Source organism: Alkalilimnicola sp. S0819, from assembly GCF_009295635.1.
In the GTDB taxonomy this organism is placed as follows: Bacteria; Pseudomonadota; Gammaproteobacteria; order Nitrococcales; family WHIW01; genus S0819.
The window spans coordinates 67,427-82,052 of sequence record NZ_WHIW01000013.1 but is presented as its reverse complement, the minus strand read 5'-3'; the positions used below and the strand labels follow the sequence as shown (position 1 = coordinate 82,052).

The following is a 14,626-nucleotide window of genomic DNA, read 5'->3' as shown; positions in this document are numbered from 1 at the left end:
GTGAGCCTGTTCGTGAGCCCGTTCGTGAGCCCGTTCGTGAGCCCGTTCGTGAGCCCGTTCGTGAGCCCGTTCGTGAGCCCGTTCGTGAGCCCGTTCGTGAGCCCGTTCGTGAGCCCGTTCGTGAGCCCGTTCGGCAGGAAGTGACGTCCGCCGCCGCGCCACCGCCCCTGCGGCCGGTGGGGAGCGAGCGCCCGATCGCCTGCGGCCTGCCCATGCCCGCGCCCCGGGACGAAGCCCGCGAGCGCCACCGGGAGCAGCAACCCGCCGAAGTGGACGCCGACCAGGCCGATTACGATGGCGAAACCGGCACCTACGTCTTCACCGGCGATGTGCATCTGCGGCGCTGGGATCAGCAACTGCAGGCCCAGCGCCTGACCTATGTGGAGCCCACCGGGCGCGCCCAGGCCGAGGGCGGTTTCCGCTATGAGGATTACGCCATCGCCGTCAGCGGCAGCGAAGGCTACTTCCTCCTGGACCAAGACCAGGGCGAGGTGGCGCAGGCCCAGTATCAGTTCGTGGGTTCCCATGCCCACGGCGATGCGGACCACGTGGAGATCCAGAACGCCGACCAGGCCCGCTACCGGCGGGTGAGCTACACCCACTGTCCGCCGGGCGAAGAGGACTGGTGGCTGCGGGCGAGCACCCTGAAGACGGACCAGGCATCCGGCGTGGGCGAGGCGTACAACGCCCGGCTCTCCTTCATGGGCGTGCCCTTTCTGTACCTGCCCTACGTCAACTTCCCCATCGACAGCCGCCGCAAGTCCGGTTTTCTCGCGCCCCGCTTCGGCTATTCCGAAGAGGACGGCGCGGACATCGAGATTCCCTGGTACTGGAACATCGCCCCCAACTACGACGCCACCCTGCGCCCGCGTTACATCGAGGAGCGCGGTCTGCTCATGGGCACCGAGTTCCGCTATCTGCAACCGAGCTTCGGTGGCATCGCCGATGTCAGCTACCTGCATCAGGACAAGCTCCACGAGGATGACCGCTGGGCGTTGGGCTGGGAGCACAAGCACCGCCTGTTCGGGCGCGTCAACGTCAGCAGCAGCGTCAACCGGGTCAGCGACTTCGATTACCTGGATGATTTCGGCAATAACCTGCGGGTAAGCAGCGAAACGCAGCTGGAGAGCTACCTGCTCGCCGACTGGCGCGCCGGCCAGTGGGCCTTCAACGCGGAGTTTCAGACCTGGCAGACCATCACCGACCAGGTGGCGGACCGCCACCACCCCTACCGCCGCCTGCCGCGCCTGCGCGCCAGCTACTCGAACCGCCCCGGCGAGGGCCTGCTGCGCTACTCGCTGGACACGGAAGTGACCCACTTCGTGCACCCGTTCGATGAGCTGCGCGACACCGGCACCCGGCTGGACATGACGCCGCGGATCAGTCTGCCGATCCAGCGGCTGGCCGGGTTCGTGGAGCCCGCGGTCAGCGTGCGACACACCAGCTACACGCTGGACCGGGTGGAAGACCCGACGGCACCGGATAACCCCCAGCGCACCGTGCCGGTGGTGAGCATCGACAGCGGCATCTTCCTGGAGCGCAATTTCACCCTGTTCGGCCGGAACCTGCTCCAGACCCTGGAGCCGCGCCTGTTCTATCTGTACGTGCCGAAAAAGGACCAGAGTGATCTGCCCAATTTCGACACCGGTCTTGCCGCCTTCACACTGAGCCAGATGTTCTCCGAGAACCGCTTCACTGGCGCCGACCGGGTTGGGGATGCCAACCAGGTGGCGATGGGGCTGACCAGCCGCTTCATCGACACCGCCGCGGGCCGGGAATACCTGCGCCTGGGGATCGGCCAGATCTACTACTTCGACGACCGGGAAGTTACCCTGAGCCCTGGCCAGACCCCCAGCGCCGAGGACAGGCGCAAGCGCTCGGACATCATCGCCGAGGCACGCCTGCAGTTCCACGAGGACTTCATCGCCCAGGCCGAATACCAGTGGGACCCCTACGACGATCTTTCCGAGGCCGGCGGCCTGCGCCTGGTCTACCGCCCGGACAGGGACAGCATCTTCGGCCTGTACTACCGCCAGCGCCGCAATGCTCTGGGCGATCGCACTATCGAGCAGGTGGATGCGGGCACCGCCTGGCCGCTGTTCAAGGGCTGGCGGCTGCTGGCAAGATGGAACTATTCCATTCTGGATCAGACTACTCTGGAACAGGCCCTGGGCCTGGAATACCGCGACTGTTGCTGGGCGCTGCGGGTGCTGGCCCAGCGCGAGGTCAACCCGGATGTGCTCACCGGCACCCTGGGCGCGGACGACGAACGCTTCGACAACAGCATCTGGATCCAGCTCGAACTGACCGGGCTGAGCGCCTTCGGCGACGATATCGACGATTATCTGCGGGACACCATCTACGGTTACCCGGACACGGAATAGGAATACCCCGAGCATGCCTGCAACTGTGATGCGCTTTCTGGCCGGCCTGGCCCTGAGTCTGGCCTTGGGCACGGCCGTCGCCGAGACCCTGGACCGCATCGTCGCGGTGGTGGACGACAAGGTGGTGCTGGCCTCGGAGCTGGAGAGCGAAACCGCCCTGGTGCGCCAGCGCCTGCGCCAGCAGAAGGTGAACCTGCCAAGCCCCCAGGTACTGGAGCGCCAGGTGCTGGACCGGCTGATCATGGAGCGCCTGCAACTGGCCGTGGCCGGACGCATGGGCATCCGGGTGGACGAGGGCACCTTGAACGCCGCCCTGCAGCGCATCGCCGACCAGAACGGCATGAGCCTGAGCCGGTTCCGCGACGCCGTGCAAGCCCAAGGCATGGACTACGCCGCCTTCCGCGAAGATCTGCGCGACGAAATCACCATCCGCCGGCTGCGGGAGCGGCGGGTGCGAACCAGCGTCAACGTCACCCCCCAGGAGGTGGAGGAGCTGCTGAACAACGCCCGCGGTGAAGACAGCACGGAATACCTGCTGGGCCACATCCTCATCGCCCTGCCCGAGCGCCCCGAGCCGGAACAGATTCGCGCGGCCCGCGCCGAGGCCGATGAAACCATCGCCAAGCTGCGCGCCGGGCAAAGCATGGACGCCGTAGCCGCCGCCCACTCCGACAGCGGCACCGCCCTGGAGGGCGGCAACCTGGGCTGGCGCACCGCCGCGCGGCTGCCGACGATCTTCGCCCAGCAGGTCCAGGGCATGAGCCCGGGGGAAATCCGCGGTCCCATCGAGGCCGGCAACGGCCTGCACATCATCCAGCTGCTGGACAGCCGCGACGGCGACCGGAAGCTGGTCACCCAGACCCGCGCCCGTCACATCCTCATCCGCACCAACGAAGTGGTGAGCGACAGCGACGCCCGCACCCGGCTCAACACCCTGCGCCAGCGCATCGACGACGGTGCCGATTTCGCGGAACTGGCCCGCCAGCACTCCGAGGACCCCGGCTCCGGGGTGCGCGGCGGCGATCTGGGCTGGGTGAACCCGGGCACCATGGTCACGGTCTTCGAGCAGCAGATGGACCGGCTGCAGCCCGGCGAGCTCAGCCTGCCCTTCGAATCGCAGTTCGGCTGGCACCTGGTACAGGTACTGGAGCGGCGCGAACAGGACATGACCCAGGAAATGCGCCGCGCCCAGGCCACTGCCGAACTGCGCGAACGCAAGGCCGAGGAAGCCCTGGAAGCCTGGTTGCGGCGCATTCGCGACGAGGCCTACGTGGATATCCGTCTGGGGGGCGAGTGAGCCGCATTCCGCGTATCGCCCTGACCGCCGGCGAACCGGCCGGCGTCGGGCCGGAGCTGTGCGTGCAGATCGCCCAACAGGCGCGCGGCGCTGAACTGGCGGCCGAACTGGCAGTAATAGCCGACCCGCAGCTGTTACGCCAGCGCGCCGCCGCCCTGGGGCTGAATATCCGACTGCGCGAGATCAGGCCCGGAGAGCCGCCGCGCCCCTGCGAGGCCGGCGAACTGGGGGTGATCCCGGTGCCACTCGCCCGACCCTGCAAGGCCGGCACACTCGACACCGCCAACGCACCCTACGTGCTGGAGAGCCTGCGGCTGGCTGCCGACGGCGCCCTGCGCGGGATGTTTCAGGCCATCGTCACCGCCCCCGTGCACAAGGGCGTCATCAACGATGCGGGCATTCCCTTCACCGGCCACACGGAATACTTCGCCGAGCAGACCGGCGCCCCCCTGCCGGTGATGATGCTGGCCGCGGGCAGCCTGCGGGTGGCGCTCGCCACCACGCATTTGCCGCTGAAGGACGTCAGCGCCGCGCTGACCCCGACGCGCCTGGAGCAGGTCGCGCGCATCCTGTACCGGGATCTGCGCGAGAAATTCGCCCTGGATGCACCGCGTATCCTGGTCTGCGGGCTCAATCCCCATGCCGGCGAGGGTGGCCACCTGGGGAGCGAGGAAATCACGGTCATCGAACCGGTGCTGACACGCCTGCGCGCCGAGGGCATGGACTTCCTCGGCCCCCTGCCCGCGGACACGCTGTTCACCCCCCGCCATCTGCGAGACGCCGATGCGGTGCTCGCCATGTATCACGATCAGGGCCTGCCGGTGCTCAAGCACGTGGGTTTTGGCGAGGCGGTCAACATCACCCTGGGGCTGCCCATCATCCGCACCTCGGTGGATCACGGCACCGCCCTGGACCTGGCCGGCAGCGGCCGCGCCGAGCCGGGGAGCCTGCGGGCGGCACTGGACCTGGCCATCGAACTCAGCCTGGCACGCCACGACTGACACCGCATCGCGCAGCACCTACAGGAAGCCGACATGGCCTCACACCAACCCCGTAAACGCTTCGGCCAGAATTTCCTCCACGACCCGCGGGTGATCGACAACATCATCCGCGCCATCGCGCCCGCCCCGGGCGAGCCGCTGGTGGAGATAGGCCCGGGCCAGGGGGCCTTGACCTGGGCCTTGCTGGAAGCCGCCGGCGAACTGGACGTGGTGGAGCTGGACCGGGATTTGGTGGCCGCGCTGCGCCGGCTCGACAAGCCCGGCCTGCGCATCCACGAGGCCGACGCCCTGCGCTTCGACTTCACCGCCCTGCGCCGCGATGAGCGCCCCCTGCGGCTGGTGGGCAACCTGCCCTACAACATCTCCACCCCGCTGATCTTCCACCTGCTCGACCAGGCCAGCGCCATAGCCGACATGCACTTCATGCTGCAAAAGGAAGTGGTGGACCGCATGGCCGCGCCGCCCGGCGACGGCACCTACGGTCGGCTCTCGGTGATGGTGCAGTACCGCTGCCGGGTGGAGCCGCTGTTCGACATTCCCCCGGGCGCCTTTCGCCCGGCCCCCAAGGTGGTCTCCACCGTGGTGCGACTGCACCCCTACCGGGAACCGCCCCTGCGGGCGGCGGACGAGGACCTGTTCGCCCGCATCGTCAGTCAGGCCTTCGGTCAGCGCCGCAAGACCCTGCGCAACTGCCTGAAGAGCCTGGTGAGCGCCGAGACCATTGAAGCCGCCGGACTGGCACCGCATAGTAGAGCCGAAACGCTGTCGGTCGCCGACTATGTGCGTCTGGCCAATGCCGCCAAGGGGGAATGAGCCGATGGACTATCGTCACCTGCTGGTCGCGCTGGACTTCGACCCGCGCAGCCGCGCCGTCGCGGCACGCGCCCGGGACTTGGCCCAGCGTTATCAGGCCAGACTCAGCCTGGTGCACGTGGTGGAGCACCTGCCGCTGGAGCCCGGTGGTGAACTGCTCTACACCCCGGGCGTGGATGCCGAGGAGGAGATGCGCGAGGCCGCCGAGGCGCGGCTCACGGAACTGGCCCGGGACATGCAACTGCAAGACGCCCAGCGCCATGTACTGCTGGGCCATACCAAGCACGAGATCCTGCATTTCGCCGAGGAAAACGCCGTGGACCTGATCGTGGTAGGCAGCCACAGCCGCCACGGCCTGGCGCTGCTGCTGGGTTCCACCGCCAATGCTGTGCTGCACGGGGCGCGCTGCGATGTGATGGCCGTGTACCTGGATCGGCCCACGACGGAAGGCGAGAACATCACCGAGGGCGAGTAAGCCGGCCCGGCCTGCCACCGGCAGGCGCGCGGGGGGGACGTTCCGCCACCCCGCACAATGCACGTTCTCAGACGCCGTAATACTCCCGATACCACGCCACGAAACGGCGCACGCCCTCTTCCACCGGCGTATCCGGCCGATACCCCACGTCGCGCTCCAGATCCGAGGTATCGGCGTAGGTGTCGGGCACATCCCCCGCCTGCAACGGCAGCAGCTTCTTCTCCGCCTTGCGCCCCAGGCACTCCTCCAGCACCTCGATGTAGCGCATCAATTCCACCGGCTGGCTGTTCCCGATGTTGTAGACCCGGTACGGCGCGTTGCTGCTGGCGCAATCCGGCAGCGCCGGATCCCAGTCGGGGTTGGGCTCGGCCGGACGGTCCAGGACGCGTACCACCCCTTCGACGATATCCTCGACGAAGGTGAAATCCCGACGGTGATTGCCGTAGTTGAACACCTCGATAGGCTCGCCGGCGAGGATCTTGCGGGTGAACAGGAACAGCGCCATATCCGGCCGGCCCCAAGGACCGTAGACGGTGAAAAAGCGCAGCCCGGTGGTGGGCAGCCCATAAAGATGGGAATAGGAGTGGGCCATCAACTCGTTGGCTTTCTTGGTGGCCGCGTAGATCGCCAACGGGTGGTCCACGTGCTCGTGCACCGAGAAGGGCATGGCGGTATGCGCGCCGTAGACGGAGCTGGTGGAGGCGTACACCAGGTGCTCCACCCCCTCATGGCGGCAGCCTTCGAGAATGTTCAGAAAGCCGGTGACGTTGCTGTCCACATAGGAGTGCGGATTCTCCAGGGAATAGCGCACGCCGGCCTGGGCGGCCAGGTTCACCACCCGCTGAAAGCCCTCGGCCCGGAACAGTTCGGCCACCCCCTCCCGGTCCGCCAGATCCAGGCGCGCGAAGCTGAAACCCTGCCGCGGCATGAGCCGCGCCAGGCGCGCCTCCTTGAGGCTGACATCGTAGTAATCGTTGAGATTGTCCAGACCCACCACCTCGTCGCCCCGATCGAGCAGGTAGTGCGCCAGGTGGGAGCCGATGAAGCCGGCCGCGCCGGTTACCAGTACCTTCAAGATCCTTGCCTCCTAGAGTCGCCCGTCCACCTGCTCGGCCGTCAGCAGGTACTTGATGTCGTAGATCACCCCGGTGGGCTTGAGCAGCGCACGTATGCGCTCGGCGCCCATGGCGTGGAACTGCTCATGCGCCACGGCGATGACCACCGCGTCATACTTGCCCGCGCAAAGCTCGCTCACCGGGCTGATGTCGTATTCGGCGCGGGCCTCGTCCGGGTCCACATTGGGGTCGTAAACGTCCACCTGGGCGTGATAGGCCTCGAATTCCCGCACCACATCCACCACCCGGGTGTTGCGCAGATCGGGACAGTTCTCCTTGAAGGCCAGCCCCAGCACCAGGATGCGCGAACCCACCACGTGGATACGCTTCTGGGTCATGAGACGCGCCACCTGCGCGGCGACGTAGAAACCCATGTGGTCGTTGATGCGCCGCCCGGCGAGGATCATCTCCGGGTGATGGCCGATCTCCTGCGCCTTGCGGGTAAGGTAATAGGGGTCGACCCCGATGCAGTGCCCTCCGACCAGCCCCGGGCGAAAGGGCAGGAAGTTCCACTTGCTGCCCGCCGCCTCCAGCACCGCCTGGGTGTCTATGCCCAGGCGATTGAAGAGCAGCGCCAGTTCGTTGACCAGGGCGATGTTTACGTCCCGCTGGGTGTTCTCGATGACCTTGGCGGCCTCCGCCACGGCGATGCTGGGAGCCAGATGGGTACCGGCGCGGATCACCCGGCTGTAGAACGCATCCACGAATTCCGCCGCCTCGGGGGAGGAGCCGGAGGTGACCTTGCGGATGGTGCTGATCCGATGCTCCCGGTCGCCGGGATTGATGCGCTCCGGGCTGTAGCCGACGTGGATATCCTTCAGGTAGCGCAGCCCCGATTCCCGTTCCAGGATCGGCACGCAGACTTCCTCGGTGGCGCCGGGATAGACGGTGGACTCGTAGATCACCACGTCACCCGGATTGAGCAACCGCCCCACGGTTTCGCTGGCGCGCCGCAGGGGTTCCAGATCCGGCTGCTTGTAGCGATCGATCGGCGTGGGCACGGTGACGATGTAGACATTGCAGTCGGCAAGGTCCTCGGGTTGGTCGGTGTAGTGCAAGCCCTCGGCCTGGCGCAGCTCCTCGGGGCTGACCTCGCGGGTGCCGTCCCGCCCCTCGCGCAGTTCGGCGATGCGCGCCGCCTTCACATCGAAACCGATGACCGGGAACGCCCGGGCCAGCTCCACGGCCAGCGGCAGGCCGACATAACCCAGGCCCACGACCGCGACGCGGGCCTCGTCCAGCTTCAGCATGTTTGGCTCCTTGTCCCCCACCCGGTTTCGGATGCCCGGGCTGCGATTCCATTATTGCCTGTGTTCATGGGCAGCCCGTATGGCCCGCTCTTCGGCCAGCATGCATGCCCCGCCGCGCAAACCTTGCGCCTGTCAATGCGGGCAGGACGCGGGCTGTTCAAGAACCACGGCGACTCAGCCGCGGCCGGGCACCCGCCCCATCCCCAGCGTCGCCAGCAGCCACGGCACACACAGCGCCGCCAAACCGAGGAACAGCAGGCTGCTGCCCCCCAGGCCATACAACAGCCCCCCGGCAAGCCCGCCGACAAAGGCCCCCGCGAACTGCGCCGTGGAATACACCCCCAGCGCGCGGCCCCTGGCGCTGGGGTCCACGAAACGCGAGATCAGCGAGGGCAGCGAGGCTTCGAGGATATTGAAGGCGGAGAAATACAGCCACAGGGCGAACCACAGCCAGGCCGCGCCCGGCGCCAGTGCCAGCAGCAGCAAGGCCATCAACAGCGCCAAGACCGTGCCGGGCACCAACTGGTGCATACGCCCCCGGCGCTCACCGAATCCGATGGCCGGCACCAGAGCCACCACGGAGAGCAACAGCACCGGCACGTAAACGCGCCAGTGCGCCTCACCGGGCAGCCCCAGCCTGTCCCGCAGCAGCAGGGGCAGGGCCACGAAGCCGGCGGTGAGGATCAGATGCAGCACGAAGATGCCCAGATCCAGCCGCCACAGGTTCCGATCCCGCAGCATTTCCCGAAAGCGCGGGCCTGGGCCTGTGCGCACGGCCGGCCGCGCTTCGCCCTCGGGCACGCCCAGCCACAACACCAGCAGCGCGGCCAGGGCCAGCAGCGCGGTCAACCAGAAAAGCCCCGCCAGCCCGAGGGAGGCCGCCATCAGCGGCCCGACCACCAGCGCGGCGAGAAAGGCACCGCCCACGCTCATGCCGATCACCGCCATGGCCTTGGTGCGCTGGGAGTCCCGGGTCAGGTCCGAGGCCAGCGCCATGACCGCCGCGGCAATGGCGCCCCCGCCCTGCAGGGCGCGCCCGGCGATCACGCCGTAGATACTCTCGGAAAGCGCCGCCAGCACACTACCCAGGGCGAATACCAGCAGGCCGGTGATGATCACCGGCCGTCGTCCCCAGTGGTCGGAGGCCCAGCCCATGGGAATCTGCAACAGTGCCTGGGTCAGGCCATAGGCCCCCAGTGCCAGACCGATGAGCATGGGGGTCGCCCCCTGCAGCTCGCCGCCGTGCAGGCTGAACACCGGCAGGATCAAAAACAGGCCGAACATGCGCAGCCCGAATATCGACGCCAGGCCGAAGGTGGCGCGGCGCTCGGCGGGCATCATGGCGCGCGATTGGGATGAAGCGGTCGAACTCAAGCTGGGCCTCTGCAAGAGAAGAACGGCGCGGCAACGGTATGCCGGCGACAGGCTGCGCGCGTATAGTATCAGGTTGGCCGAAAGCACAGGAAACGAATGGACGCCATCAGAATCCAGGGTGCCCGCACCCACAATCTGAAGAACATCGATCTGGAATTGCCCCGGGACCGTTTGATCGTGATCACCGGCCTGTCCGGCTCGGGCAAATCCTCACTCGCCTTCGACACCATCTACGCCGAAGGCCAGCGTCGTTACGTGGAATCCCTGTCGGCCTACGCCCGCCAGTTCCTGTCGATGATGGAAAAGCCGGATCTGGATCACATCGAGGGGCTGTCACCGGCAATCTCCATCGAGCAGAAGTCCACCTCCCACAACCCGCGCTCCACCGTGGGCACGGTCACCGAGATCCACGACTACCTGCGGCTGCTGTTCGCCCGGGCCGGCACGCCCCGCTGCCCGGAACACGATCTGACGCTGAACGCGCAAACCGTCAGCCAGATGGTGGACCAGATCCTGGCGCTGCCCGAGGGCAGCAAGCTGATGCTGCTGAGCCCGCTGGTGGACGAGCGCAAGGGCGAGCACCTGCAGGTGCTGGAGGAGCTGCGCGGCCAGGGCTTCGTGCGCGCCCGCATCGACGGCGAAGTGGTGGAGCTGGACCGACCGCCGGCACTGGACCCTAAGCGCAAGCACCGCATCGAGGCGGTGGTGGATCGCTTCAAGGTCCGCCCGGACCTGGTCACGCGCCTGGCCGATTCGCTGGAAACGGCGCTGGCGCTGTCCCAGGGCATTGCCCGCATCGCCTGGCTGGACGACGATCAGCCAGAGATACTCTTCTCCGCCCGTTACGCCTGCCCCGCCTGCGGTTATTCCATCGACGAACTGGAACCGCGCCTGTTCTCCTTCAACAATCCCAAGGGCGCCTGCCCGGCCTGCGATGGCCTGGGCCAGCGCCAGTTCTTCGATGCCGAACGGGTGGTGGCGAACCCCCATCTTTCCCTGGCCGGTGGCGCGGTGCGCGGCTGGGATCGACGCAACGCCTACTACGCGCGCCTGATCCAAAGCCTGGCCGAGCACTACGGCTTCGACCCGGAGACCCCCTGGCAGGACCTTCCGGAGCGGATCCGCGACGTTCTGCTGCGCGGCAGCGGCGAGGAGCCCATCGCCTTTCGCTACACCAGCGGCAGCGGTCGCGAACAGGTCCGCGAACACAGCTTCGAGGGCATCCTGCCGAATATGGAGCGGCGCTACCGCGAGACCGACTCCAACATCGTCCGCGAGGAGCTGGCCCGCTATCTGAGCACTGCGGCCTGCAGCGAATGCGGCGGCAGCCGCCTCAACCAGGCCGCTCGTCACGTGTTCGTCGCCGGGCACACTCTGGCGCGCATCACCGAGATGCCCATAGGCACCGCGCTCGGTTTCTTCCAGGCGCTGGAGCTGCCCGGCGCCAAGGGGCGCATTGCCGAGAAGATCGTCAAGGAGATCGACGCCCGCCTCGGTTTTCTCGCCAATGTGGGCCTGCGCTATCTGACCCTGAACCGCAGCGCCGACACCCTCTCCGGCGGCGAGGCCCAGCGCATACGGCTTGCCAGCCAGATCGGCGCCGGCCTGGTGGGGGTGATGTATGTGCTGGACGAACCCAGCATCGGCCTGCATCAGCGGGATAACGAACGACTGCTCAACACCCTGCTGCGCCTTCGCGACATGGGCAACACGGTGATCGTGGTGGAACACGATGAAGACGCGATCCGCGCCGCCGACCACGTGGTGGACATGGGCCCCGGGGCCGGCACCCACGGCGGCGAGGTCATCGCCCAGGGGCCCCCGGCGGATATCGCCGCCGCCGAGCGCTCCGTCACCGGCCAGTTTCTCAGCGGCCGCCGCGCCATCGCCCTGCCCGCCCGGCGACACCCGCCGGAGCCCGAGCGCATGTTGCGCATCCGCGGTGCCCGAGGCAACAACCTGCAGCGCCTGGATGTGGACATCCCGCTGGGGCTGATGAGCTGCATCACCGGAGTGTCCGGCTCCGGCAAGTCCACCCTGATCAACGACACCCTCTACGCCCGCGCCGCCCGCGAGCTGAACGGTGCCAACACCGCCCCCGCCCCCTGCGAGGACATCACCGGCCTGGAGTGGCTCGACAAGGTGGTGGACATCGACCAAAGCCCCATCGGTCGCACGCCCCGCTCGAACCCAGCCACCTATACCGGCCTGTTCACCCCCATCCGCGAGCTGTTCGCCGGCACGCCCGAGGCTCGAGCGCGGGGATACAACCCGGGGCGCTTCAGCTTCAACGTCAAGGGCGGGCGCTGCGAGGCCTGCCAGGGCGATGGTGTGATCCGCGTGGAGATGCACTTCCTGCCCGATATGTACGTGCCCTGCGATGTCTGCAAGGGGCGGCGTTACAACCGGGAGACCCTGGAGATCCGCTACAAGGGGCGCAACATCAACGACATGCTGGAGATGACCGTGGAAGAGGCGACGGGCTTCTTCGCCCCGGTACCGGTACTCAAGCGCAAGCTGGACATGCTGATGGAAGTGGGTCTGAGCTACATCAAGCTCGGCCAGAACGCCACCACACTCTCCGGTGGCGAAGCCCAACGGGTGAAGCTTGCTCGGGAACTTTCCAAGCGCGATACCGGGCGTACCCTCTACATCCTGGACGAACCCACCACCGGGCTGCACTTCCACGACATCGACCAGTTACTGGTGGTGCTCCGGCGGCTACGGGATCACGGCAATACGGTAGTGATCATCGAGCACAACCTGGACGTGATAAAGACCGCGGACTGGCTGATCGACATCGGGCCGGAAGGCGGCGACGGCGGCGGACAACTGGTGGCCGCGGGTACGCCCGAACAGGTGGCCGAGGTGGAAGGCTCCCACACCGGCCGCTTCCTCCAGCCCTTGCTGGCGCCCTCGGTGTAGGAGAAGCGGGGGCGTGGCGGCAAGCCGGTGAGGCATTCGCGGCCAAGGCCGCTTCCAACCCGGAAGGTAGCGCTCAAAGCGCCTCGTGCAGCCCGCACTCCCGCTTCAAGCCAAAGAAGCGGGTTTCCTCCGCGCTCTCCACCTCGTGCAGGGGACGGGTGGTGTGCCAGTCGCCGATGGAGACATAACCCTTGTGCCACAGCGGATGGTAGGGCAGATCATGGGCACTGAGGTACTCGAAGACGTCCCGATCGGTCCAGTCGATGATCGGGTGCAATTTCAGCCGCCCGCCCTGCAAGCCGGCCACCCGCAGAGCCTCGCGGCTGGCCCCCTGGGTGCGGCGTAGCCCGGCAACCCAGGCCTCGGCACCCAGCTCGCTCAAGGCACGCTGCATGGGCTCGACCTTGTTCATCCGATTGTAGCGCTCGATGCCCTCCAGGCCCTGTTCCCACAAGCGCCCGTAGCGTGCCTCCTGCCAGGCGGGGCTGAGGGCGGCACGATAGACCTTGAGGTTGAGATCCAGACGGGTAGTGAGCTCGTCCACGAACCGGTAGGTCTCGGGGAACAGGTAGCCGGTGTCCACCAGCACGATCGGGATATCCGGTCGCAGAGTCACCGCCAGGTGCAGGCAGACCGCCGATTGCGCCCCAAAGCTGGAGGACACCACCAGCGTGTCAGGATAAGCCTCCATCGCCCAAGCCAGACGCTGCTGCGCCGTCATCCGCTCCAGGCGCTGATTCGTTGCGACCAGATCACCTTCGTGCGGCCTGCCGGCAGTGCTGGCCTCGCTCAATGCGGCCCGAATCATCGCGCTCTCCTTCCATATCGTGGATAGGAGGTTAAGGGGCCTGCCGCCAAACAGAAAATAATAAAACGCTCTTTTTTTATAACCAGGATAAAACCAGCAGACACAAAAAAGGGCGCCCCCAGGGCGCCCTCCTTCTAACCGTGGCCCCGATCAGGGCAGCAGGTGCTTGACGGCATCCCGCTCTTCACTGAGCTCGGTCTCGGTGGCAATCATGCGCTCGCGGCTGAACTCGTTGATCTCCAGCCCTTGTACGATCTCGTACTGACCGTCCTTGCAGGTGACCGGGAAGGAGTAGATCAGCCCTTCCGCAATGCCGTAGCTGCCATCGGAGGGAATGCCCATGCTGGTCCAGTCACCTTCGGCGGTGCCCAGGGCCCAGGTGCGCATATGATCGATGGCGGAGCTGGCGGCGGAGGCCGCGGAGGACTGCCCACGGGCCTTGATGATGGCCGCGCCGCGCTGCTGCACGGTGGGGATGAACTGCTCCGCCAGCCACTGCTCGTCCACCATGTCCTTGGCGGCCTGACCCTTGACGGTGGCGTGGAAGATATCCGGATACTGGGTGGCGGAATGGTTGCCCCAGATGGTCATGCGCTGAATGTCGGTGGTGTGCGCGCCGGTCTTGTTGGCCAGCTGCGCCAGCGCCCGGTTGTGGTCCAGGCGGGTCATGGCGGTGAAGTTGCCGGCCGGCAGATCGGGCGCGTTGCGCTGGGCGATCAGGGCGTTGGTGTTGGCCGGGTTGCCCACCACCAGTACTCGCACGTCGCGGCTGGCCGCATCGTTCAGGGCCTTGCCCTGGGCGGAGAAGATCGCAGCGTTGGCCTCCAGCAGATCCTTGCGCTCCATCCCCGGGCCGCGGGGACGGGCGCCCACCAGCAGCGCGTAATCGGCGTCCTTGAACGCCTCTTCCGCCTTGTCGGAGGTCGTAATACCGGCGAGCAGCGGAAAGGCGCAATCTTCCAGTTCCATGACCACGCCGTTGAGGGCTTCCAGAGCCGGGGTGATTTCCAGCAGTTGCAGGATCACCGGCTGGTCCTTGCCCAGCATATCGCCGGCGGCGATGCGAAACAGAAGGCTGTAGCCGATCTGACCCGCCGCGCCGGTAACCGCTACTCGCACAGGTGCTTTCATGGACGATCTCCTAAATCATTCGGTCGCTTGAAGAACCCGCTGCCGAAGCGGCA

The 14,626-nt window shown here is 66.9% G+C and carries 11 protein-coding genes; 6 read left to right on the top strand and 5 right to left on the bottom strand.

Features of this window, described 5'->3' with window-relative positions; all coding sequences use genetic code 11:
* The first annotated feature begins 140 nt into the window (after positions 1–140).
* The 5 genes from GBG68_RS11425 to GBG68_RS11405 are packed head-to-tail and all read left to right on the top strand — an operon-like array spanning position 141 to position 5,970.
* The gene (locus GBG68_RS11425; protein ID WP_152147412.1) at positions 141–2,384 is read left to right on the top strand and encodes an LPS-assembly protein LptD; all 2,244 of its coding nucleotides are present in this window, start codon (positions 141–143) and stop codon (positions 2,382–2,384) included.
* 13 nt (positions 2,385–2,397) lie between these two features.
* Positions 2,398–3,681 (top strand): peptidylprolyl isomerase, encoded by a 1,284-nt coding sequence (locus tag GBG68_RS11420; RefSeq protein WP_226801778.1) that lies wholly within the window; start codon positions 2,398–2,400, stop codon positions 3,679–3,681.
* The gene (pdxA, locus tag GBG68_RS11415) at positions 3,678–4,682 is read left to right on the top strand and encodes a 4-hydroxythreonine-4-phosphate dehydrogenase PdxA (RefSeq protein WP_152147410.1); all 1,005 of its coding nucleotides are present in this window, start codon (positions 3,678–3,680) and stop codon (positions 4,680–4,682) included. Before GBG68_RS11420 ends, pdxA begins: the two co-directional genes overlap by 4 nt.
* 33 nt (positions 4,683–4,715) lie before the next feature.
* Entirely contained in the window at positions 4,716–5,495 is a 780-nt protein-coding gene (gene rsmA, locus GBG68_RS11410) for a 16S rRNA (adenine(1518)-N(6)/adenine(1519)-N(6))-dimethyltransferase RsmA (RefSeq protein WP_152147408.1), read from the top strand.
* A 4-nt stretch (positions 5,496–5,499) separates the two neighbouring features.
* Entirely contained in the window at positions 5,500–5,970 is a 471-nt protein-coding gene (locus GBG68_RS11405; RefSeq protein ID WP_152147406.1) for a universal stress protein, read from the top strand.
* Positions 5,971–6,037: 67 nt separating this feature from the next.
* On the opposite strand, the gene GBG68_RS11400 is transcribed toward GBG68_RS11405, so the two are convergent.
* The 3 genes from GBG68_RS11400 to GBG68_RS11390 form a co-directional block, all read right to left on the bottom strand.
* Positions 6,038–7,045: an NAD-dependent epimerase gene (locus GBG68_RS11400; protein WP_152147404.1), complete on the bottom strand. Its 1,008-nt coding sequence runs from the start codon at positions 7,043–7,045 to the stop codon at positions 6,038–6,040.
* A 12-nt stretch (positions 7,046–7,057) separates the two neighbouring features.
* The gene (gene tviB, locus GBG68_RS11395) at positions 7,058–8,335 is read right to left on the bottom strand and encodes a Vi polysaccharide biosynthesis UDP-N-acetylglucosamine C-6 dehydrogenase TviB (RefSeq protein WP_152147402.1); all 1,278 of its coding nucleotides are present in this window, start codon (positions 8,333–8,335) and stop codon (positions 7,058–7,060) included.
* 174 nt (positions 8,336–8,509) lie between these two features.
* Complete coding sequence (locus GBG68_RS11390) at positions 8,510–9,709, bottom strand: MFS transporter (protein ID WP_226801777.1); 1,200 nt, start codon at positions 9,707–9,709, stop codon at positions 8,510–8,512.
* Between the two features lie 96 nt (positions 9,710–9,805).
* On the opposite strand from GBG68_RS11390, the gene uvrA reads away from it, so the two are divergent.
* Positions 9,806–12,634 carry an excinuclease ABC subunit UvrA gene (gene uvrA, locus GBG68_RS11385; RefSeq protein WP_152147400.1) on the top strand — a complete coding sequence of 943 codons (2,829 nt, stop codon included), beginning with the start codon at positions 9,806–9,808 and terminating at the stop codon, positions 12,632–12,634.
* A 73-nt stretch (positions 12,635–12,707) separates the two neighbouring features.
* Here uvrA and GBG68_RS11380 read toward each other — a convergent pair whose 3' ends face one another.
* Positions 12,708–13,442: a phosphoadenylyl-sulfate reductase gene (locus GBG68_RS11380; protein ID WP_152147398.1), complete on the bottom strand. Its 735-nt coding sequence runs from the start codon at positions 13,440–13,442 to the stop codon at positions 12,708–12,710.
* A gap of 150 nt (positions 13,443–13,592) precedes the next feature.
* Positions 13,593–14,573, bottom strand: coding sequence for a malate dehydrogenase (locus GBG68_RS11375; protein WP_152147396.1), 981 nt, complete (start codon positions 14,571–14,573; stop codon positions 13,593–13,595).
* Between the last annotated feature and the right edge of the window lie 53 nt (positions 14,574–14,626).

Coding starts and splice junctions, on each gene's coding strand:
- GBG68_RS11420 (WP_226801778.1), top strand. CDS start 2,398: ATGCCTGCAACTGTGATGCGCTTTCTGGCCGGCCTGGCCCTGAGTCTG.
- rsmA (WP_152147408.1), top strand. CDS start 4,716: ATGGCCTCACACCAACCCCGTAAACGCTTCGGCCAGAATTTCCTCCAC.
- GBG68_RS11405 (WP_152147406.1), top strand. CDS start 5,500: ATGGACTATCGTCACCTGCTGGTCGCGCTGGACTTCGACCCGCGCAGC.
- tviB (WP_152147402.1), bottom strand. CDS start 8,335: ATGCTGAAGCTGGACGAGGCCCGCGTCGCGGTCGTGGGCCTGGGTTAT.
- uvrA (WP_152147400.1), top strand. CDS start 9,806: ATGGACGCCATCAGAATCCAGGGTGCCCGCACCCACAATCTGAAGAAC.
- GBG68_RS11380 (WP_152147398.1), bottom strand. CDS start 13,442: ATGATTCGGGCCGCATTGAGCGAGGCCAGCACTGCCGGCAGGCCGCAC.
- GBG68_RS11375 (WP_152147396.1), bottom strand. CDS start 14,573: ATGAAAGCACCTGTGCGAGTAGCGGTTACCGGCGCGGCGGGTCAGATC.